The sequence below is a fragment of the Bacillus sp. FSL R10-2201 genome, assembly GCF_038008665.1.
In the GTDB taxonomy this organism is placed as follows: Bacteria; Bacillota; Bacilli; order Bacillales; family Bacillaceae_G; genus Bacillus_A; species Bacillus_A mycoides.
Genome location: NZ_JBBOZP010000001.1, coordinates 4,458,963 through 4,479,273, shown reverse-complemented (window position 1 = coordinate 4,479,273; position 20,311 = coordinate 4,458,963). Strand labels below are relative to the sequence as shown.

The following is a 20,311-nucleotide window of genomic DNA, read 5'->3' as shown; positions in this document are numbered from 1 at the left end:
CCCATCTCCAAATTAGGATGAAGCAAAGAAGTTAGGTGGGAGATCTACTGCCCGTAAAGGCCCAATTGGTGAAGGCTAATAATCAGTGGGAGTAAAGCGTTCCCATTGATTAAAGTTTCACTTTATTTTAATTTTGAGAATGATGGTGATTTTTTATGTTGAAAGTAAAACGTCCATTTGATGCCTATTTAGATGAAATGAATAAAATTACAATTTTGCTCCCGCATGCGTATGGAACAAGCCGGACATTTCGTTTACAAGAAGGAAGCAATGTGAAAGAGTTACCGATTGTTCATACTATTGCTCTTCCAGATGCAACGAAGTATGAATGCTTTATAGAAGAGCCGATAGATGTGGGGAAGTATTATACAGTACGGGATGAACGGAATGAAGAAACAGATTTACAAATAGGCGCTGTGATTCGAACAGTAGTTTTCGATGAAAAATATTATTACGAAGGTACCGACTTAGGTGCTGTGTATAAAAAAGAAGAAACAATATTTAAAGTATGGGCTCCGACTGCAAGGCTTGCGAAAGTACGGATTTATAAAAGTGATAAAGAATATATTGATTATGAAATGTACAGAGAAGAAAACGGAGTGTGGATTCATACATTACAAGGTGATCATGATGGAGCACGATATACATTCCTTGTTTGTATTAATTTAATATGGAACGAAGCGGTTGACCCTTATGCAAAGTCTGCGACGATAAATGGAAAATACGGCGTCGTTATCGATTTGGAAAAAACGAATGTGACAAAACGAGTAGAATTATCACCATTACAGTCAATGACAGATGCCATATTGTATGAACTGCATATTCGTGACGCTACTATTCACCCAAACAGTGGGGTGAATAAGAAAGGGACATATAAAGGGCTAATGGAAGAGGAGACAGTAGGGCGAAATGGGACATTAACAGGATTGTCTTATATAAAAGATTTAGGCGTTACACATGTTGAACTATTACCTTTACATTGTTTTGGTGGTATAGATGAAGTGAATCCTGCTTCCGCATATAATTGGGGCTACAATCCGTTATATTACAATATACCAACAGGATTTTATGTTACAAACCTTTCTGATCCATATAACAGGATAGTAGAGTGTAAACAACTAATTGAAACATTTCATGATCACGGCATTCGAGTGATTATAGATGTTGTATATAATCATGTTTATGAAAGAGAATTATCATCATTTGAGAAGCTTGTCCCGGGATATTATTTTCGTCATGGGGAAGACGGTATGCCTTCTAATGGGACGGGAGTTGGAAATGATATAGCATCTGAACGGAAAATGATGAGGAAATTTATTATAGAATCTGTTTTATATTGGCTTACTGAATACAATGTTGATGGATTCCGATTTGATTTAATGGGAATTTTAGATGTTGAAACGATGAATGAATTAGAAAAAGAAGTACGAAAAATAAAGCAGGATGCGCTGTTATTAGGTGAAGGATGGGATTTGCAAACACCGCTTCCTCTTGAAGAGAAAGCGACGTTAAATAATGCGAATAAAATGCTATGTATCGCACAGTTTAATGATCAATTTCGTGATGGAATAAAAGGAAGTACTTTTAATATAAATAAACGTGGCTTTGCATTTGGTGGGCATGTAGACTGTAATCATTTGCAGTATATAGTAGCTGGTAGCCTTTTAAGTATGAAAGAAACAGGATTGTTCCTAGAGCCAGTACAAAGCATCAACTATGTAGAATGTCATGACAATATGACGATGTGGGATAAACTAGTGCAAAGTAATCCAGAATCAGAAGAAATTTTGAAAAGGCGTCATCGTTTAGCAACCGCAATGGTTATTCTTTCACAAGGGATTCCTTTCTTACATGCGGGGCAAGAGTTTTATCGTACGAAGCAAGGGAACGAAAATAGCTATAATGCAAATGATGAAATTAATCAATTAGATTGGGATCAAAAAGAGAAAGAGATGGAGACCGTTAACTATATAAAAGGGTTAATTGCGATTCGCAAAGGGCACGGGGCATTCCGATTACAAAATGCGGACCTTATAAAAAAGCATATGACTTTTTTGCAAACATCTACAGAAGTACTGGCATACCACCTAGAGCATGTAGAATTATTTGGACCGTGGAAAGAGATTGTAGTTTTATTTAATAGCGGTTTAGAAGCTAAAACGGTGCAGCTTCCAAAAGAAGAAACGTGGCATGTGTTAGTAAACGAAAAGCAAGCGAAAATAGAGCCAATTTCTTCATTTAGAGGAAAGGAACTTCAATTGGCTCCAATTAGCACGTATATATTGACGATAATGTGACAAATCGCTACTTGACGATGAGAATGTAATAAATGTAGAATTGACAAAGGTGACGATTTTCATAAGTTGTCATTCTATGATTGATTTTGTAAAATAAACTAGAAGAACAGGTGATTTATCCTGTTTTCGGCTTATGCCAAGTTTTTTCATTCAAATACAGTAAAATATATGAATCCACAACATGCGTAGAAATGTTGCGGTTTTTCTTTTCATAACTATAAAAGATAAGGATTTGTTAACGGGTAATGAATATGGAATGGTTGGAACAATTATTAGGAAAAGAGTGGAGTCTTATACCGGCTGGTGGAGTAACGGGCGATGCATATATTGCGCAAAACGGACAACAAAAGTTATTTTTAAAGCGGAATACATCGCCCTTTTTAGCGGTATTGTCAGCAGAAGGAATTGTTCCAAAATTACTTTGGACAAGAAGGGTAACGAACGGTGATGTAATTTCTGCTCAAAAATGGCTTCCGGGACAGAAGTTAGAGCCAGAGGATATGAAACTAGAACGTGTTGCAAAACTTTTGAAGAAAATACACTCCTCTAAAGCGCTTGTGCAGATGATTCAAAGGCTAGGAAAGCAGCCGCTTCATGCGCAAGAGTTATTACAACAATTACAGCTCGTTTTAAGAGGAGATATAAGAGTTGATGAAACAATTCAGCAAGGCCTGCAATATTTAACGGAGTCATTAAAAGATATTGAGTACAATGAATTCGTTGTATGCCATTGTGATGTAAACCATAACAATTGGATATTGTCGGACGAAGATGAATTGTTTTTAATTGATTGGGATGGGGCTGTTATTGCTGACCCAGCTTTAGATCTTGGTATGTTATTATATTGGTATGTTCCGCGCCATGAATGGAGTGAGTGGCTCGGATATTATGAGATTGAACTAGATGAATCATTGCTTAGGCGTATGAGATGGTATGTGATAGCACAAACGATTTTATCTATGCAATGGCACACAACAAAAAAGCAGCAAGCAGAAGCTAAATATTGGCATCAATATTTACAGCAACTACTTGCTTCAGAATAATACTTAAGAAAAATTGTCCATTCCAGCAATCCACTGAGTAAGTTGTTCTTGATTATTGGAAATATGGTTGTCCAAATTAGAGGAAGATTTACCCGATTGACTATAAGAATATACATCGTTTAGCATTACTTTAGTGTCACTACTTATACTATCGTTTGCGAGTAACGATTGAATGAGTCGCTCTAATTGCTCGCATTCAGAAACTGTCCCGCAGCAATCACTTTGATGGTTGATTAAAATATCTTTTAACACTTCTAATTGATGCTGTTGATTAATTGGCATGAACGGATCATCCTTTCGAGTGTTTTTCTCTCCCTAGAAATGTAAGAGAAAAAGCTGTTTCGTCATGGAATGTTTAATGCTTTATGTAGTTTTTATCAAAATGGTACATCTTATACTTGAAAGAAACGGACCGAGTGCTCGTACGTACTTGGTTTTTTGTTTGATAGATTGATTAAAACAGAAAGAAGGAATTTTTCCTTTAAAATAGTTTTGTAAAGAGAGGGAGACATCTATGCGTTTAAGACATAAGCCTTATGCAATGGATCGAATTAATGAGTATTCACATATCGTAATTGGAAACCCAGAGGAGAGCGCTGGTAACTGGAAAGAAATATTTGGAAATGAACAGCCAATTCATATTGAAGTAGGTACAGGACGTGGCCGCTTCATGTATGATATGGCAAAAGCAAATCCGCATATTAACTATATTGGAATTGAAAAATTCACAAGTGTTGTTGTAGATGCACTTGATAAATTAATTGAAGAAGAAGTACCGAACTTAAAGTTAATTAATAAAGATGCTGAAGATTTAACAGTTTTCTTTGCGAAAGGTGAAATTGACCGCGTTTATTTAAACTTCTCAGATCCATGGCCGAAGAATCGTCATACGAAGCGTCGTTTAACGTATAAAACATTTTTACGCAATTATGAAGAAGTGTTAGTAGATGGCGGAGAAATTCATTTCAAAACTGATAACCAAGGTTTATTTGAATATTCTATTATGAGTATGGCTGAGTATGGTATGTTATTAACTTACCTTAGCCTAGATCTTCATAATAGTGATTATGAAGGAAACATTATGACAGAATACGAAGAGAAATTTTCTAGTAAAGGTCATCGTATTTATCGAGTTGAAGCAAAATATCGTACGGAGCCTATGCAGTAATGCATAGGTTTTTTATATGAAAAATAATCGGAATATTATGTTAAAATTAAATGAAAAAGGGGGATGGGATATGGAACAGTTACAAATTGGAAATATAAAAGTGACGTGGCTAAAAGGTGGGAATACACATTTAGATGGAGGCGCGATGTTTGGAGTTGTGCCAAAAATACTTTGGTCACGAAAATATAAACATAATGATACAAATCATATTTATTTACGAACAGATCCGTTACTCTTACAAACGAAAGAAGGAAACATACTTATTGATTCAGGGATAGGGAATGGTAAATTGAATGAGAAAATGAAGCGAAATCAAGGTGTAACAGAAGAATCATCAGTTAAGGAATCTTTGGAAAAATTGGGACTGTATACTGAAGATATTCATTACGTCTTAATGACGCATCTTCATTTTGACCATGCATCTGGTTTAACAAAATGGGAGGGAAATCACCTTGTTCCGGCGTTTCCGAACGCAACGATTTATGTAAGTGAGACTGAATGGAATGAAATGAAAAATCCGAATGTTAGATCGCGTAATACATATTGGAAGGAAAATTGGGAGCCAATCGTTGATAAGATTGTTACGTTCAGGAAAGAAATAGAAATTACGGATGAAATAAAGATGGTGCATACGGGTGGTCATAGCGATGGACATGCCGTTGTCATCCTTGAAAGTCAGGGTGAAACGATGCTTCATTTAGCGGACATTTTACCGACGCATGCACATCAAAATGTATTATGGGTAATGGCATACGATGACTATCCAATGACATCGATTGAACATAAACAAAAGTGGATGAAGTATGGTGCTGAAAAAGAGGCGTGGTTTACTTTTTATCATGATGCATATTACCGTGCAGTAAAGTGGAATGAGGAAGGGCATATAGTGGAGAAAATAGAGAGACAAACAAATATAGAAGCTTAATATTAATAAGAGGAAGGTGTCCAAAAATATTTATTGGAACAATCTCCACTTATTATGTATTGCTGTTATTATCAGCTTTTGTTGGTAATTCTAAAAAAAAAGAGGTTCACCTAATGGGAAACCTCTTTTTATGCTGCTATAACCTCTAAAACAGTACCTGTTTTAGCATCAACTAAAAATTCAAATCGTTCTTGTATTTCATCTAACATCGTTGTAAGACCGCCGCGATAAACTTCGTACGCGACATCATATTTTTCAAATGCCTCTGGAACCATATGTACCCAAGAGCCAGTAATTTCACCTTTATGACTTAATGCTTGTTTCACCATTTTCAATGCTTTTTCTGAAGAAATATGGGATTGTTCTTGTACTTTGTTTGCAACGAAATAACCAGCTGCGAATCCAACGCCAAGACCTGTGACTAAACCTTTCCAGCTCATATATTCACCTCAATTCTGTAAAATAAAAATAGTGTACCAATAATAATTATAATGCAAATGCAACTAAAAAAGAAGAAACTAGAAACATTTCGAAAATTTCGTTACAATAAAAGAGGTATTCTACTAAGGTTTGAAAGAAGGGGACTTCGTGAATAAAGAGACATTACAATTATTTCGTACGTTAACAGAATTACAAGGTGCATCAGGTTTTGAACATGATGTGCGCAGTTTTATGAAGCAAGAATTAAGCAAATATGCTGATGAGATTGTGCAAGACGGTTTAGGTAGCGTATTTGGTCTGAAAAAAGGGGACGAAACTGGCCCGCGCGTTCTTGTAGCAGGTCATATGGATGAAGTAGGTTTCATGGTTACGCAAATTACGAAAAATGGGATGCTTCGTTTTCAAACGTTAGGTGGCTGGTGGAGCCAAGTACTATTAGCTCAGCGTGTACAAGTTATGACGAAGAATGGTCCTGTTATTGGGGTTGTTGGTTCCATTCCTCCTCATTTATTAAGTGATGCGCAACGTGCAAAACCGATGGATATAAAAAATATGTTAATTGATATAGGTGCAGATAGTTATGAAGATGCGATTGAAATTGGCATAAAGCCAGGGCAACAAATCGTTCCAATCTGCCCATTCACGCCAATGGCAAATGAAAAGAAAATTATGGCGAAAGCTTGGGACAACCGCTATGGATGTGGCCTTGCTATCGAATTGCTAAAGGAATTAAAAGATGAAACATTACCAAACACATTATACTCTGGTGCGACTGTACAAGAAGAAGTAGGTCTTCGCGGAGCACAAACTGCTGCAAATATGATTCAACCAGATATTTTCTATGCGCTTGATGCAAGTCCAGCAAATGATGCATCTGGTGATAAGACGCAGTTCGGTCAATTAGGAAAAGGCGCTCTTCTTCGTATTTATGACCGTACAATGGTAACACATAGAGGAATGCGTGAATTCATTTTAGATACAGCAGAAACACATAACATTCCGTACCAATACTTTATTTCACAAGGTGGTACAGATGCGGGCCGTGTGCATACAAGTAACTCTGGTATCCCATCAGCAGTAATTGGTGTTTGTGCACGCTACATTCATACACATGCTTCTATTTTACATGTTGATGATTATGCGGCAGCGAAGGAATTAATTACGAAGCTTGTGAGAGCAACGGACAAAACGACGTTAGAGACAATTAAGAATAACGCGTAAAGAGGAAGGGTGAAAAACCCTTCTTTTTTTAGGTTGAATAGATGACCCAGCGATGAATGGGAGCGGTCAGTGCCTAGTTGGTGCTCGAATGGTGTATTAAGACCTTGGATAGGAAGAGAGAGGAAGGCTGTTTTTGGAAAACCTTTTCTTTTTTTAGGTGGGAGAGATGACACAGAGATGCGTGTGTGCGGTCAGGCGCACTACGGTATAAATCTCAGTCATGAAGACTGATTTGGTGTTCGAGGCTAGTATTAGGATAGAATGATGAATTTATATAGAGGTGAATGAAATGAAGGTAGTAGTTGGATCGAAGAATAAGACGAAGGTTGGGGCTGTGGAGAAGGTTTGGGAAGATGCTGAAATTACATCTCTTTCTGTTCCATCAGGAGTAGCAAATCAGCCTTTTTCAGATGAAGAGACGATGCAAGGAGCAGTAAATAGAGCGAAGAGAGCATTGCAGGAAGGTGCAGCTCATATCGGCATTGGGCTAGAAGGCGGCGTTATGAAAACGGAGCATGGGTTATTTATGTGTAACTGGGGTGCTTTAGCGACGATTGAAGGTAAAACATTTGTTGCGGGCGGGGCGCGTATTAAGTTACCAGACGATTTTTTAGCACCGCTTGAAGAAGGAAAAGAGCTAAGTGAAGTGATGGAAGAGTTTGTAGAGCGAAAAGATATTCGTAGTCACGAAGGTGCTATCGGTATTTTTACAGATGATTATGTCGACCGAACGGAATTATTTGTACACGTTGTTAAGTTACTTGTTGGGCAATATAAGTATGATGAAAAGCAAGCATAAACCTTGCACCATGCGCGATGTATGGTAGTATAAAGAAAAGATTATAGTGTGAAAAAGTGCACTCGTTAGAGGAGGAAATATAGATGAAATCATTAGAAAGCATGGAACAATTCCAAGAATTAAAAAATGAAGAGAATGTAGTCTTCATGTTCTCAGCAGAATGGTGCCCAGATTGCCGTTTCGTTGATCCATTTATGCCAGAAGTGGAAGAGAAGTATAGTGACTTCTCATTTTACTATGTAGATCGTGATGAATTTATTGATTTATGCGTGAAAGTAGACGTATTTGGCATTCCAAGCTTTGTAGCGTACAATAAAGGTGAAGAAACTGGACGCTATGTAAATAAAGATCGTAAAACACAAGAGCAAATCGAAGAGTTTATTGAAGGTTTAAAATAAGACAATTAGCCAATTGAATTGTAAAAACAACCTCTACCTTCGCGGGGGAGGTTATTTTTTTGGAAGGGAGGAAAAAGAGATGAAAATGACAAGTAAAAAGATGAAAGACGAGTTAATGAAGAAATTATCTCGAACAGAATGGGACTTTCATTATGATAGCGAGAAAGAAGTTCTTCGTATTGAACAAACAGACTCGAAAAAAGGTATTAACGTATCACTTCCAGGAGTAGTTGCAAAATGGGAAGTGAACAAAGAAAAAGCAATTGAAGAGGTCGCTTATTACGTACAAGAAGCGCTAATTGCAATGCATAAAGAAGAAAATAGCACGGCGAAAATTTTACCTGTTATTCGCTCTACTTCTTTCCCGAAACAATCAGAAGAAGGAAATCCGTTTATTATGACGGACCATACGGCGGAAACACGTATTTACTATGCGCTAGATTCTAATAAAACATATCGATTAATTGATGAGCGCTTATTGCAAAAATTAGAGCTTACAGAGGAACAAGTACGTGAAATGGCATTATTTAATGCTCGCTCATTAGGCTATGAATTTAAGCAGGAGACAGTAGCAGGTAATACATTCTACTTTTTAAACACAAATGATGGATACGATGCGAGTCGTATTTTAAACGAATCGTTACTACACTCGATGCGTGAAAAGATCTCTGGTGATATGGTTGTTGCAGTTCCTCACCAAGATGTATTAATTATTGCTGATATCGTCAACGAAATCGGTTATGATATTATTGCACAAATGACAATGAAATTTTTTGCCGAAGGGCATGTTCCGATTACATCACTTTCATTCGTATATGAAGATGGGGACTTTGAACCAATCTTTATTTTAGCGAAGAATCGGAAGAAGACAGATGGAAAAGAGAAAGGATGAACGAAGTGAACGTTTTTTACAACCTTGAAGGAATTGGTGACACTTTAATTGTTACCTTACAAGATATTACTTTAGAAAACCGTACATTTGACCGCAAAGGAGATGTTGCTCGCGTATACGATCGTGAAAGCAACGTAACAGCAGGATTCAACATCTTTAATGCGTCTTCTTATGTAGAAGTAACAGACAACGGAAACGTTACATTAACGAAAGAGTTTGTTGAAAAAATTAACGGAATTTTAGCGAAGAATGGCTTTGAAGAAAAAGTAGAAGCTGATTTCACGCCGAAATTTGTTGTAGGCTATGTAGCTGAAAAAGAGAAGCATCCAAATGCTGATAAATTAAACATTTGTACAGTAGAAATCGGTACAGAAACATTACAAATCGTATGTGGTGCACCAAACGTTGATGCAGGACAAAAAGTTGTTGTTGCAAAAATCGGTGCTGTAATGCCGAGTGGTATGTTAATTAAACCAGCTGAACTTCGCGGTGTTCCTTCTTCTGGAATGATTTGCTCTGCACGTGAATTAGAGCTTCCAGATGCTCCAGAAGAAAAAGGTATTCTTGTATTAGAAGATAGCTTTGAAGTTGGACAAGAATTTAAATTTTAATTGATGTTAGAAAAAGTAGTCTCGCATATGTGAGGCTATTTTTTTTGTACGAAATTTCTAGGATTGTAACGTTTCCTCTCAAAATCTATATTGTATTTCAAAAATGGATTAGGTAAAATTTAGAAAAAAGAAGGGGGTAGACGTATGAAACAACAACCAAAAATTGCAGAACTTCTGAAACGAATTGAAACTTCAAAACAGCAAGATATCGAACTAGGTTCCTATGAAATATATGTGTTTAGCGAAAATGAATTAGAAAAAGGACAAATCGGTTATCGATATGATAAACATAAAAATTCATTAATAAGTGAAGAAAGTGGAAAATGGAAAGAGGAATGGATTGTTATCGGATATGAAACGGATATGGGGGATCCTGTTTTCGTAAATGTAGCTGATGATGCTTATCTAGTCTATACCGCAGAGCGTGGTACAGAAACGTGGCAACCCGTTCATATTGGAAATATGGATGAAATTATAAAACAATTATAAGAAAAACTTTGAGACCGGTGCAAAGTGATAGGAGAGAAAAATGAAGTATATAAAAATAATGAGCGCTATTGCAGTCATTGGAATATATATGGGAGGTTGTTCGCAAGAAGAGCCGAAAAAAGAAACAACATCTTCTATACAAGAAAAAAACAAAGATAATAAGGAAGACGCACCGGTAGAAAAGCAGCAAGAAGAACAAGAAAAGAAAGAACAACCGCAAGCAATTCAAACGAATGAGCAAGTGGAACATAAGCAGGAGGAAGTGCCGGCCGAGGAAAAGAAAGAGGAAACTACGCCGCTGCAGCCAACTGAGCAACCAGTACAAAATAATGAACAAAAAGTAGAGAGTAATGAAAAACAAGAAAAGTTTCTCGTCGTTATTGATCCAGGGCATCAACAAAAAGCGAATTTAAATTTAGAGGCAATTGGTCCAGGAGCAACTACGCAAAAATATAAAGTAACAGACGGAACAGCGGGGGTTGTAACGAAAAAGAGGGAATCAGTTCTTGTATTAGAGATGGCTTTTATATTGAAAGAAAAACTGGAAGCAAAAGGTATACAAGTATTGATGACGAGAACGTCACATGAGGTTGATATAAGTAATAAGGAACGAGCAACATTCGCGAATGATCATAAAGCGAATTTATTTTTGCGCCTTCACGCAGATGGTTCTGAAAATCCAAATCAAAGTGGATTTGCTGTATTGACACCGGCAGAAGGAAGTCCGTATACGAAAGAGATTTATGCTGAAAGTCTTCAAATCTCTCAAACGATAGTAAATAAAATGAGAGAGAATCATCAAGTGAAAGTAAATGGAATTAAATTTCGGGATGATCTTTCTGGATTTAATTGGTCAAAAGTTCCAGGAGTACTATTAGAACTTGGATTTATGTCAAACCCTGAAGAAGACAAAAAATTATCTGACCCACAGTATGTAAATTCCTTATTGCAAAGTGTAACGGATAGTGTGGATGAATATCGGAAGGGTAAAGATTAAACGAGGTCTTACATGTAAGACCTCGTTTTTCTATATGAAAAACAATCGTGAATTAGAATATTATGGATAAAACTAATATGCTTAATTTTACCTGCACTTTTTGCCGAATGCTGATACAATAAAGGATGTTACTATTTAGTAGAAAGAGTGGTAAACATGTTAGATTGGATGAAAAAGCTGTTTAACAAAGAGGAAGAAAAAACAGTGATGAATAAAGAAGTACCGGCACAAATTGAAAGTCAGCCGAAAATTCCTCGTGTAAACCACTACACTGAAGCAAGAGAAGCACAAATGGCAAGTCGGAATGCAGGGAAATGTCGTTTTCCATTAATACCAGATAATGGCTTCGATGAGGAGGATGTAAGAGAACTGCCTAACTTTGAAGAACAACCTATTCAAAGAGGAGCATATGAAGAACAGCCTACTCAAAGAGGAATAAAAGTGGAAAGAAGCAGACGACCGTATGTGGAAACAGAAGCACCTACATATGAGGAACCGGAATTGCAATATGAACCGGAACCAGAGCCTGTCGTAAAAAAAGCATTCGTACCGTCGCAAGAAAGTAACCGTAGACCATTTCGTCCAACAGAAATGATTTCTCCGATTTATGGATATAACCGTCCTTCAGTAGAAACGAAGGTTGTGCAGGAGGAAGAAAAGGTAAGAGAAGATCTTGAAATATCTGTTGAAGGAAAAGCTGTTGTTGACGCATGGTTAGAGAAAAAGGGATATACATTATCTGACTTTTCGGGAGTTCTACAAGGAAGTTCATCTGTTAAGAACGGAGTGAACGAACGAAGTAATAAAGTAGAAGAAAAATCGGTTGTGGATACATGGTTAGAGAAAAACGGTTACGAAGTTGAACGTCAAGCCCCTTCATTAGAAGAAAGCCTAAGTGATGATTTGCTTCATAAAACAGTAGGACAGCATGTGGAAAAAGAGGCTACAATTGTACAAGCCTTGAAGCAGGAGCAAGATGTAGTGGCGTTATCATCTACAGAAGATAACGAAGAAACTTTACAAGAAGAGTCAATAGATTCTAAAGTAGAGCATGTGTATTCGATATTAACAGAAGAAAATGAATGTAATACAGAAATAGAAGAAACTGTTGCTGAAGTTGCAGCAAATCAAGTCGAAGAAGAAACCTTAGAAGATGTAGTGATTGTAAAAGCAGATGAAAAGCTTGAAGAAACAATTACTATAGAAATATCAGATGCTTTTGAAGAAGAAGCTAAGGAAGCAGAAGAAGTTGTGGAATTAGAGAAACCTGAGGAAGCAGCAGAAGAAGTTGTGGAATTAGAGAAATCTGAGGAAGCGACAGAAGAAGTTGTGGAATTAGAAGAAGCTAAGGAAGCGACAGAAGAAGTTGTGGAATTAGAGAAATCTAAGGAAGCGACAGAAGAAGTTGTGGGATTAGAAGAAGCTAAGGAAGCGACAGAAGAAGTTGTGGAATTAGAGAAATCTGAGGAAGCGACAGAAGAAGTTGTAGAATTAGAGAAATCTGAGGAAGCAGCAGAAGAAGTTGTGGAATTAGAGAAACCTGAGGAAGCGACAGAAGAAGTTGTGAAATTAGAAGAAACTGAGGAAGCAATAGAAGAAGTTGCAGAATTAGAGGAAGCTGAGGAAGCGACAGAAGAAGTTGTAGAATTAGAGAAATCTGAGGAAGCAGCAGAAGAAGTTGTGGAATTAGAGAAAACTGAGGAAGCGACAGAAGAAGTTGTGGAATTAGAAGAAACTGAGGAAGCAATAGAAGAAGTTGCAGAATTAGAGGAAGCTGAGGAAGCAATAGAAGAAGTTGCAGAATTAGAGGAAGCTGAGGAAGCGACAGAAGAAGTTGTGGAATTAGAGGAAGCTGAGGAAGCAGCAGAAGAAGTTGTAGAATTAGAGAAATCTGAGGAAGCGACAGAAGAAGTAGTGGAATTAGAAGAAACTAAGGAAGCGACAGAAGAAGTTGCAGAATTAGAGAAATCTGAGGAAGCGACAGAAGAAGTAGTGGAATTAGAAGAAGCTAAGGAAGCGACAGAAGAAGTAGTGGAATTAGAAGAAACTAAGGAAGCGACAGAAGAAGTTGTGGAATTAGAGGAATCTAAAGAAGCAGAAGAAGTTGTGGAATTAGAGAAATCTGAGGAAGCGACAGAAGAAGTTGCGGAGTTAGAGGGTACTAAGGAAGAAGAACCAATTTCTCAAGAAACAGTAATTGAAGAAACGATGAATACAGATTTAGTGGAAAATACACCAGTTGCAGAGCAACCAGTGATTTCTCAACAAGAAACAATTACGTTCAAGGAAGAAAGTGAAGTATTCGTACCAGTTTCAGAAACGGATGAGCAAACAAAGAAAGATGTTCAAAACTTTGCGAACGTTTTAATTGAAGAAGCGGAAGAAAAGAAGCAAGTTGCTGAAGAACAGCCTGCTTTACAAATAGAAGAACCGAAACGTGAGAAAAAACGTCATGTCCCATTTAATGTTGTCATGTTAAAGCAGGATAGAAAGAAATTAATGGAAAGACATGCGGCAAGAACGAACGTAATGCAATCAACTGTCAGTGAGCGAGTGGAAGAAAAGCCAGTGCAGCAAGTGGTAGTAGAACCACAAGCAGAAGAAAAGCCAATGCAGCAAGTGGTAGTAGACCTGCAAGTGGAAGAAAAACCAGTGCAGCAAGTGGTAGTAGACCCGCAAGTGGAAGAAAAACCAGTGCAGCAAGTGGTAGTAGACCCGCAAGTGGAAGAAAGTCCAGTGCAGCAAGTGGTAGTAGAAGCCCAAGTGGAAGAAAAACCAATGCAGCGAGTGGTAGTAGAAGCTCAAGTGGAAGAAAAACCGATGCAGCAAGTGGTAGTGGAACCGCAAGTGGAAGAAAAACCGATGCAACAAGTAGTGGTGGCTGGACAAGTACAAGAGTCAATTTCAAGTACGGAAGTACAAGAGAAAGCATATGTTGTAAATCAAAAAGAGAATGATATGCGCAACGTACTACAAGCGCCACCGAAGTATGAACTTCCGCCATTAACGTTGTTGTCAATTCCACAGCAGGCAGCATTAGATAATACGGAGTGGCTAGAAGAACAGGAAGAATTATTAAATACGACATTTAATAATTTCCATGTTGGAGCACATGTTATTAATGTGTCACAAGGGCCGGCGGTAACTCGTTTTGAAGTACAACCAGACCCAGGTGTGAAAGTAAATAAAATTACAAATTTAAGTGATGATATTAAGTTAAGTTTAGCTGCGAAAGATATTCGAATTGAAGCGCCAATTCCAGGGAAGAGTGCAATTGGAATTGAAGTTCCAAACAAGGAAAGTAAGCCAGTATTCCTGCGTGAAATTTTAAGAAGTCCTGTATTTACAAAGAGTGAATCACCGCTTACAGTTGCGCTGGGGCTTGATATTTCCGGTGATCCAATTGTAACGGATATTCGAAAAATGCCACATGGACTTATTGCGGGTGCAACTGGTTCAGGGAAAAGTGTGTGCATTAACGCGATTTTAACGAGCATTTTATATAAAGCGAAGCCGCATGAAGTGAAGTTGATACTAATTGATCCGAAGATGGTTGAGCTTGCACCATACAATTCTGTTCCACATCTTGTAGCACCTGTTATTACTGACGTAAAAGCAGCTACAGCTGCGTTAAAGTGGGCGGTTGAAGAGATGGAACGTCGTTATGAATTGTTTGCTCATGCTGGTGCTCGTGATTTAACTCGTTACAATACGATTGTAAGTGGTAGAGAAATCCCAGGTGAGACATTACCTTATATTGTAATTGTCATTGACGAGTTAGCGGACTTAATGATGGTTGCTCCTGGTGATGTGGAGGAAGCGATTTGTCGTATTGCACAAAAAGCGCGTGCTTGTGGTATTCACTTATTAGTTGCGACGCAGCGTCCATCTGTAGACGTTATTACAGGTTTAATTAAATCAAACATTCCAACGCGTATTGCGTTTACAGTATCATCTCAAGTTGATTCGCGTACGATTATCGATATTGGGGGCGCGGAGAAGTTACTTGGTCGTGGTGATATGCTATTTTTAGGAAACGGCACCTCTAAGCCTGTTCGTGTACAAGGTGTATACGTATCAGATGATGAGATTGAAAGAACAGTTGATCATGTGAAAAAGCAAATGAAGCCAAACTACTTATTTAAGCAAGAGGATTTATTAGCAAAATCAGAGCAGAGTGAGTCTGAAGATGAACTATTTTTTGATGCATGTCAATTTGTTGTAGAGCAAGGGGGAGCGTCCACATCTTCTGTACAGAGAAAATTCCGCATAGGTTATAATCGCGCGGCACGTCTAATTGAAGAGATGGAGTCGCAAGGGATTATTTCTGAAGGAAGAGGAACGAAACCGAGAGATGTCCTTATTTCTGAGGATGAATTCGCTGCTATGCAGGAAACAAATGTATAGGAAACGGTTTTGCTGTATACTAATAGAAAATGTTGGATAGTAAAGTAGGGAGTAAAGCGACATGAAAGAAATTGAATTAAAATTAAAAGGTGAAATAAATCGACTAACAAATAAAACATTTAAATTTGATGAACGTGTTGGAGAAGGCTGGTTCTCTGCCGTTTACTTTTTAAAAACTAGAGAAATCATTGAAGAATTTCGCCCGAAAAGCGTTGTAACAATGCAGTTTTTTCAAAAAGAACATGCAGTTCTTTGCGGAGCAGATGAGGTAATCGCATTGCTACAAACATTTGCCAAAAATCCTGAGGAATTAGAAATTCATTCTTTAAAGGATGGCGATAATATTAGTCCATTTGAAACAGTTTTAACAATTCATGGTCCTTATGAATACTTCGGCTTTTTAGAAGGTGTAATTGATGGGATTTTAGCTCGTCGTACATCAGTTGCGACAAACGTATATAACGTTGTCCAAGCTGCACGTAGTGTAGATAAAGAAAAACCGGTTATTTTCATGGGAGATCGTGACGATCATTATACGCAACAAGCTGGTGACGGCTATGCGGCATACATCGGAGGTATGAGCGCGCAAGCGACGCATGCAATGAATGAATGGTGGGGCAGAAGTGGTATGGGGACGATGCCTCACGCTTTAATTCAAATGTTTAATGGTGATGTTGTTGAAGCTGCAAAGGCATATCATAAAAAATTCCCAGAAGATGAATTAGTCGTACTAATTGATTATAACAATGATGTCATCACAGATGCACTTCGCGTAGCGCGTGAATTTGGATCAACATTAAAAGGTGTACGTGTCGATACGTCTCGCACAATGATTGATCAATACTTCATTCGTCACCCAGAAGTACTTGGAACATTCGATCCACGTGGTGTAAATCCATCACTTGTATTTGCACTTCGTAAGGCTCTTGATGAGGAAGGGTTCCAACATGTAGATATCGTTGTAACTGGTGGGTTTGATGAGAAGCGTATTCGTGAATTTGAAGCTCAAAATGTTCCTGTCGATATATACGGAGTAGGAAGTAGCTTATTAAAAATGAATATTGGTTTTACTGGTGATAACGTAGAATTAAATGGAAAACCAGAAGCAAAAGCTGGTCGTAAATACCGTCCAAATTCACGTCTAGAGCGTGTTCAATTAGAAACAAAAGAAGATATGTAAAAGCGAGAAAAACTGATAGGTGATTGACCCTATCAGTTTTTCTGTTATCATAGTATAGCGGCTTGTTTTTTGCTATAATAAATGTGTTATGGACATAAAAGAAGTACGTACGAGTTTATCACTGATAAGTGAATATAAAAAGAAATTCACTGCATCAGAAATGTATGATGATTACCAAAATAAGAAAAGATTCATATACTGTCTTATAGATAGGCCGTTGTATTAGTTCGAAATGTTGGAGGTTCTTTAAGATGACAGTTTACCATTTTGTAGGAATTAAAGGAACAGGAATGAGTTCATTAGCACAAATTCTTCATGACATGAAGCATACTGTTCAAGGGTCTGATTATGAAAAGCGTTTCTTTACACAAACAGCATTGGAAAAGCGTGGTATTTCCATCCTTCCTTTTGATAAGAATAATATTAAAGAAGGACAAGTGATTATCGCAGGAAATGCATTTCCTGATACGCATGAAGAAATCGTAGCAGCAAAAGAATTAAATATCCCAGCACATCGTTACCATCACTTCTTAGGTGATCTTATGAATCAGTACACAAGTGTTGCTGTAACTGGTGCACATGGAAAAACATCAACAACTGGTTTGTTAGCCCATGTAATGCAAGGTGCACACCCAACATCATACCTTATTGGAGATGGAACGGGGCATGGGGTAGAAAATAGTAAGTATTTTGTATTTGAAGCTTGTGAGTATCGTCGTCATTTCTTGTCTTACTATCCAGACTATGCAATCATGACAAATATCGATTTCGATCACCCAGATTACTTTGCAGACATCAATGATGTATTTAATGCATTCCAAGAGATGGCATTGCAAGTGAAAAAAGGTATTATTGCATGTGGTGATGATGAAGAACTTCAAAAAGTTCAAGCGAAAGTACCTGTTATTTTCTATGGATTTGGAGAAGATAATGATTTCCAAGCACGTAACATTCAAAAGAGAACTGATGGTACTATATTCGATGTATTCGTTCGTAATACGTATTATGACACGTTCAAAATTACAGGATACGGCGATCACAGCGTATTAAATGCATTAGCAGTAATCGCGCTTTGCCATTATGAAAACGTTGATGTAGAAGCAGTTAAGCATCAGCTAACAACTTTTGAAGGCGTAAAACGTCGCTTTAATGAAAAGCCAATGGGAGAACAAGTTATCATTGATGACTATGCACACCATCCGACAGAAATTAATGCAACGATTGAAGCAGCTCGTCAAAAACATCCAGAGCGTGAAGTTGTCGCTGTATTCCAACCACATACATTCTCACGTACAGAGAAATTTTTAGATGAGTTCGCGGAAAGCTTAAGTAAAGCTGACCAAGTATACTTATGTGATATTTTCGGATCAGCACGTGAAAACAAAGGTGAATTAACAATTGAAGATCTGCAAAAACGTATCGATGGCGCAGAACTAATTACAGATACAACAACGGATGTGTTAAAGAAACATAAAAACGGCGTTCTTATTTTCATGGGCGCAGGTGACATCCAAAAATTCGAAGCAGCTTACGTAAAAGAAGTTCAAGTTGCAGAGAAGTAAGAAAAAAGACGCATAGCTATGGCTGTGCGTCTTTTTTGTGCTGTTGTGGGTGTACAGCGTTGTCGAATCTAGTTGGTAAGCCGATATATTTCAAAAAACGTTGATATATTATGGTGCATTTCTTTAGTTTTAAATGTTAGAATAATAAGAAAACTAAAAGGAGCTAAAAAATATGTTCACACTTCGAGTAGATGAAGAAATCGAACTACAACTATTAGAAAAACATCATAAAGAGGGACTATATGAATTAATAGATCAAAATCGTAATCATTTAAGAAGATGGCTTCCATGGGTAGATGGGACGAAATCAGCTGATGCGTATAATGAGATTTTTCCGATGTGGTTAAAGAAATTTGCAGAGGGCGATGGGTTTGAAGCTGGCATACGTTATAAAGGAAAGCTCGTTGGGATGGTGGGGATTCATCCGGTGAGCTGGGGTAAGAAAGCTACGAGTCTTGGTTATTATCTTGCAGAAGATGCTGGCGCGAAAGGTATTATGACGCGAAGTGTGAAGACTGTGCTTCATTACGCATTTGATAATTTAAAGCTGAATAAAATTGAAATTCGTTGCGGTGTTGAAAATGCGAAAAGTCGTGCGATTCCAGAACGTTTAGGTTTTAAATTAGATGGTATTTTAAGAGATGAAGAATGGATATATGATCATTTCCAAGATATCGCTGTGTATAGTTTACTAGCTTCAGAATGGAAGAAGATTCGATGAACGAGAAGATTTGTATTATTCCGTATGAAAGTATGTTTCAAGAGGAAGTAGTAGATCTTATCGTTCATATTCAGCGAAAAGAGTACAATGTCCCTATTACGAAAGAAGAGCAGCCGGACTTACTTGAAATAGAAACGTTCTATCAAAGGGACAACGGAAATTTTTGGGTAGCAACTTATGATGGGAAAGTAGTTGGAACGGTAGCTTTATTAGATATTGGAAAGCATCAAGTAGCGCTAAGAAAAATGTTCGTGAAGAAAGAGTTCCGCGGAAAAGAATGGGGCGCATCACATACGCTACTTCAAACGGCAATTTCTTGGGCGAAAGAAAAGAACTTGGAAGACATTTATTTAGGAACAACAGTTAAATTTCTAGCAGCACACCGTTTCTACGAAAAGAATGGTTTTCAAAGCGTGAGTATAGAAGAGTTGCCAAAAAGTTTTCCAGTGCTAGAGGTAGATAAGAAATTTTATAGGTATACTGTTTAAAAAGGTCATTCATAAATGATCTTTTTTTATGAACTAAAATGGAAATGATGGTATAATTTGGATTAGGGGTGTGGGTATGAACTTTCCAATTCAGAGAAGTAAGTTAGGAATAATTTTCGTTAGTATAACGTTAGCTTTTATGGTGATATATCCAATAGTTATGTTCTTTACAAGAAAAGGGGATTGGGCTTCAGCTCTAATTGGGATGGGATTATGTTTTATTGTAAATGTCCCTCTCGTTTGGGAAATGTTCATTAAAAAACATAAAGTAGAAAATGGTATTTTAAAATACGGAATTTTAAATGACGACGTTGTATTAAAAGATATAAGAGTTATTCGTCAAGTTGGAAAATCATTTGAGATTACAACGAATGCATATAAAGTACATATGATTGCGATGCCGCAAGATCCGGATGAATTTTTGGCGCTTATCGCGAAAGAAAATCCATATGTGAAAATAGAAATGGTAGGTAAGAAATGAAATATGTAAAACTTTTGTTTTGTTTGGAAATTTTGTTTGTGCTTGTTGGTTGCACTAGAGTATATATGAAATGGGATCTGCCCTTATATGTCCCAATATTAATAGGTACTATCGCAGTGACGCTTTTATTTTATTTTCATTTTCAGCATACAAAAAGCGAGAAAAATAGCTCCATATAAAGTAGGGGGATT

At 37.4% G+C, this 20,311-nt stretch carries 20 protein-coding genes; 18 read left to right on the top strand and 2 right to left on the bottom strand.

The window, feature by feature from the left end; genetic code table 11:
• The first annotated feature begins 155 nt into the window (after positions 1 to 155).
• Positions 156 to 2,297: a type I pullulanase gene (gene pulA / locus NSQ69_RS23175; protein ID WP_002129461.1), complete on the top strand. Its 2,142-nt coding sequence runs from the start codon at positions 156 to 158 to the stop codon at positions 2,295 to 2,297.
• A gap of 245 nt (positions 2,298 to 2,542) precedes the next feature.
• Positions 2,543 to 3,340: a phosphotransferase family protein gene (locus tag NSQ69_RS23170; RefSeq protein ID WP_002034382.1), complete on the top strand. Its 798-nt coding sequence runs from the start codon at positions 2,543 to 2,545 to the stop codon at positions 3,338 to 3,340.
• A 3-nt stretch (positions 3,341 to 3,343) separates the two neighbouring features.
• Here NSQ69_RS23170 and NSQ69_RS23165 read toward each other — a convergent pair whose 3' ends face one another.
• Positions 3,344 to 3,622, bottom strand: coding sequence for a YtzH-like family protein (locus NSQ69_RS23165; protein WP_002015625.1), 279 nt, complete (start codon positions 3,620 to 3,622; stop codon positions 3,344 to 3,346).
• 232 nt (positions 3,623 to 3,854) lie between these two features.
• Between NSQ69_RS23165 and trmB the strand changes: the two genes are divergently transcribed.
• Complete coding sequence (gene trmB, locus NSQ69_RS23160; RefSeq protein WP_002015624.1) at positions 3,855 to 4,508, top strand: tRNA (guanosine(46)-N7)-methyltransferase TrmB; 654 nt, start codon at positions 3,855 to 3,857, stop codon at positions 4,506 to 4,508.
• A gap of 70 nt (positions 4,509 to 4,578) precedes the next feature.
• Positions 4,579 to 5,433, top strand: coding sequence for a YtnP family quorum-quenching lactonase (locus NSQ69_RS23155; protein ID WP_098632350.1), 855 nt, complete (start codon positions 4,579 to 4,581; stop codon positions 5,431 to 5,433).
• Positions 5,434 to 5,561: 128 nt separating this feature from the next.
• Here NSQ69_RS23155 and NSQ69_RS23150 read toward each other — a convergent pair whose 3' ends face one another.
• Positions 5,562 to 5,873 (bottom strand): PepSY domain-containing protein, encoded by a 312-nt coding sequence (locus tag NSQ69_RS23150; RefSeq protein WP_002015622.1) that lies wholly within the window; start codon positions 5,871 to 5,873, stop codon positions 5,562 to 5,564.
• A 148-nt stretch (positions 5,874 to 6,021) separates the two neighbouring features.
• Here NSQ69_RS23150 and NSQ69_RS23145 point away from each other — a divergent pair, with 148 nt between their 5' ends.
• The 14 genes from NSQ69_RS23145 to NSQ69_RS23080 all read left to right on the top strand — a co-directional run bounded on the left by NSQ69_RS23145 (position 6,022) and on the right by NSQ69_RS23080 (position 20,299).
• Positions 6,022 to 7,095, top strand: a complete 1,074-nt coding sequence (locus NSQ69_RS23145; RefSeq protein WP_002089046.1) for a M42 family metallopeptidase — start codon at positions 6,022 to 6,024, stop codon at positions 7,093 to 7,095.
• 289 nt (positions 7,096 to 7,384) lie between these two features.
• Positions 7,385 to 7,894 (top strand): DUF84 family protein, encoded by a 510-nt coding sequence (locus NSQ69_RS23140; RefSeq protein WP_002089045.1) that lies wholly within the window; start codon positions 7,385 to 7,387, stop codon positions 7,892 to 7,894.
• An 83-nt stretch (positions 7,895 to 7,977) separates the two neighbouring features.
• Positions 7,978 to 8,292, top strand: a complete 315-nt coding sequence (locus tag NSQ69_RS23135; protein WP_002015619.1) for a thioredoxin family protein — start codon at positions 7,978 to 7,980, stop codon at positions 8,290 to 8,292.
• Between the two features lie 79 nt (positions 8,293 to 8,371).
• On the top strand, positions 8,372 to 9,184 hold the full coding sequence (locus NSQ69_RS23130; protein ID WP_341099710.1) for a DUF1444 domain-containing protein: 813 nt from the start codon (positions 8,372 to 8,374) through the stop codon (positions 9,182 to 9,184).
• Complete coding sequence (gene ytpR, locus NSQ69_RS23125; RefSeq protein ID WP_002089041.1) at positions 9,181 to 9,795, top strand: YtpR family tRNA-binding protein; 615 nt, start codon at positions 9,181 to 9,183, stop codon at positions 9,793 to 9,795. The genes NSQ69_RS23130 and ytpR overlap by 4 nt, the downstream gene beginning before the upstream one ends.
• Before the next feature lie 144 nt (positions 9,796 to 9,939).
• The gene (locus NSQ69_RS23120; RefSeq protein WP_002015616.1) at positions 9,940 to 10,284 is read left to right on the top strand and encodes a hypothetical protein; all 345 of its coding nucleotides are present in this window, start codon (positions 9,940 to 9,942) and stop codon (positions 10,282 to 10,284) included.
• 40 nt (positions 10,285 to 10,324) lie between these two features.
• Positions 10,325 to 11,281 carry an N-acetylmuramoyl-L-alanine amidase gene (locus NSQ69_RS23115; protein WP_002015615.1) on the top strand — a complete coding sequence of 319 codons (957 nt, stop codon included), beginning with the start codon at positions 10,325 to 10,327 and terminating at the stop codon, positions 11,279 to 11,281.
• A 156-nt stretch (positions 11,282 to 11,437) separates the two neighbouring features.
• Positions 11,438 to 15,688 (top strand): DNA translocase FtsK, encoded by a 4,251-nt coding sequence (locus tag NSQ69_RS23110; protein ID WP_341099709.1) that lies wholly within the window; start codon positions 11,438 to 11,440, stop codon positions 15,686 to 15,688.
• 61 nt (positions 15,689 to 15,749) lie between these two features.
• On the top strand, positions 15,750 to 16,868 hold the full coding sequence (locus NSQ69_RS23105) for a nicotinate phosphoribosyltransferase (RefSeq protein ID WP_002015597.1): 1,119 nt from the start codon (positions 15,750 to 15,752) through the stop codon (positions 16,866 to 16,868).
• A 251-nt stretch (positions 16,869 to 17,119) separates the two neighbouring features.
• A complete protein-coding gene (gene murC, locus NSQ69_RS23100) occupies positions 17,120 to 18,430 on the top strand; it encodes a UDP-N-acetylmuramate--L-alanine ligase (RefSeq protein WP_341099708.1) in 1,311 nt (436 codons plus the stop codon).
• A gap of 172 nt (positions 18,431 to 18,602) precedes the next feature.
• Positions 18,603 to 19,151 carry a GNAT family N-acetyltransferase gene (locus NSQ69_RS23095; protein WP_341099707.1) on the top strand — a complete coding sequence of 183 codons (549 nt, stop codon included), beginning with the start codon at positions 18,603 to 18,605 and terminating at the stop codon, positions 19,149 to 19,151.
• Positions 19,148 to 19,639 carry a GNAT family N-acetyltransferase gene (locus NSQ69_RS23090; protein ID WP_002138670.1) on the top strand — a complete coding sequence of 164 codons (492 nt, stop codon included), beginning with the start codon at positions 19,148 to 19,150 and terminating at the stop codon, positions 19,637 to 19,639. Before NSQ69_RS23095 ends, NSQ69_RS23090 begins: the two co-directional genes overlap by 4 nt.
• Positions 19,640 to 19,715: 76 nt before the next feature.
• Positions 19,716 to 20,120, top strand: coding sequence for a PH domain-containing protein (locus NSQ69_RS23085; protein ID WP_002164959.1), 405 nt, complete (start codon positions 19,716 to 19,718; stop codon positions 20,118 to 20,120).
• Positions 20,117 to 20,299, top strand: coding sequence for a hypothetical protein (locus NSQ69_RS23080; RefSeq protein WP_080021407.1), 183 nt, complete (start codon positions 20,117 to 20,119; stop codon positions 20,297 to 20,299). Before NSQ69_RS23085 ends, NSQ69_RS23080 begins: the two co-directional genes overlap by 4 nt.
• Positions 20,300 to 20,311 lie beyond the last annotated feature (12 nt).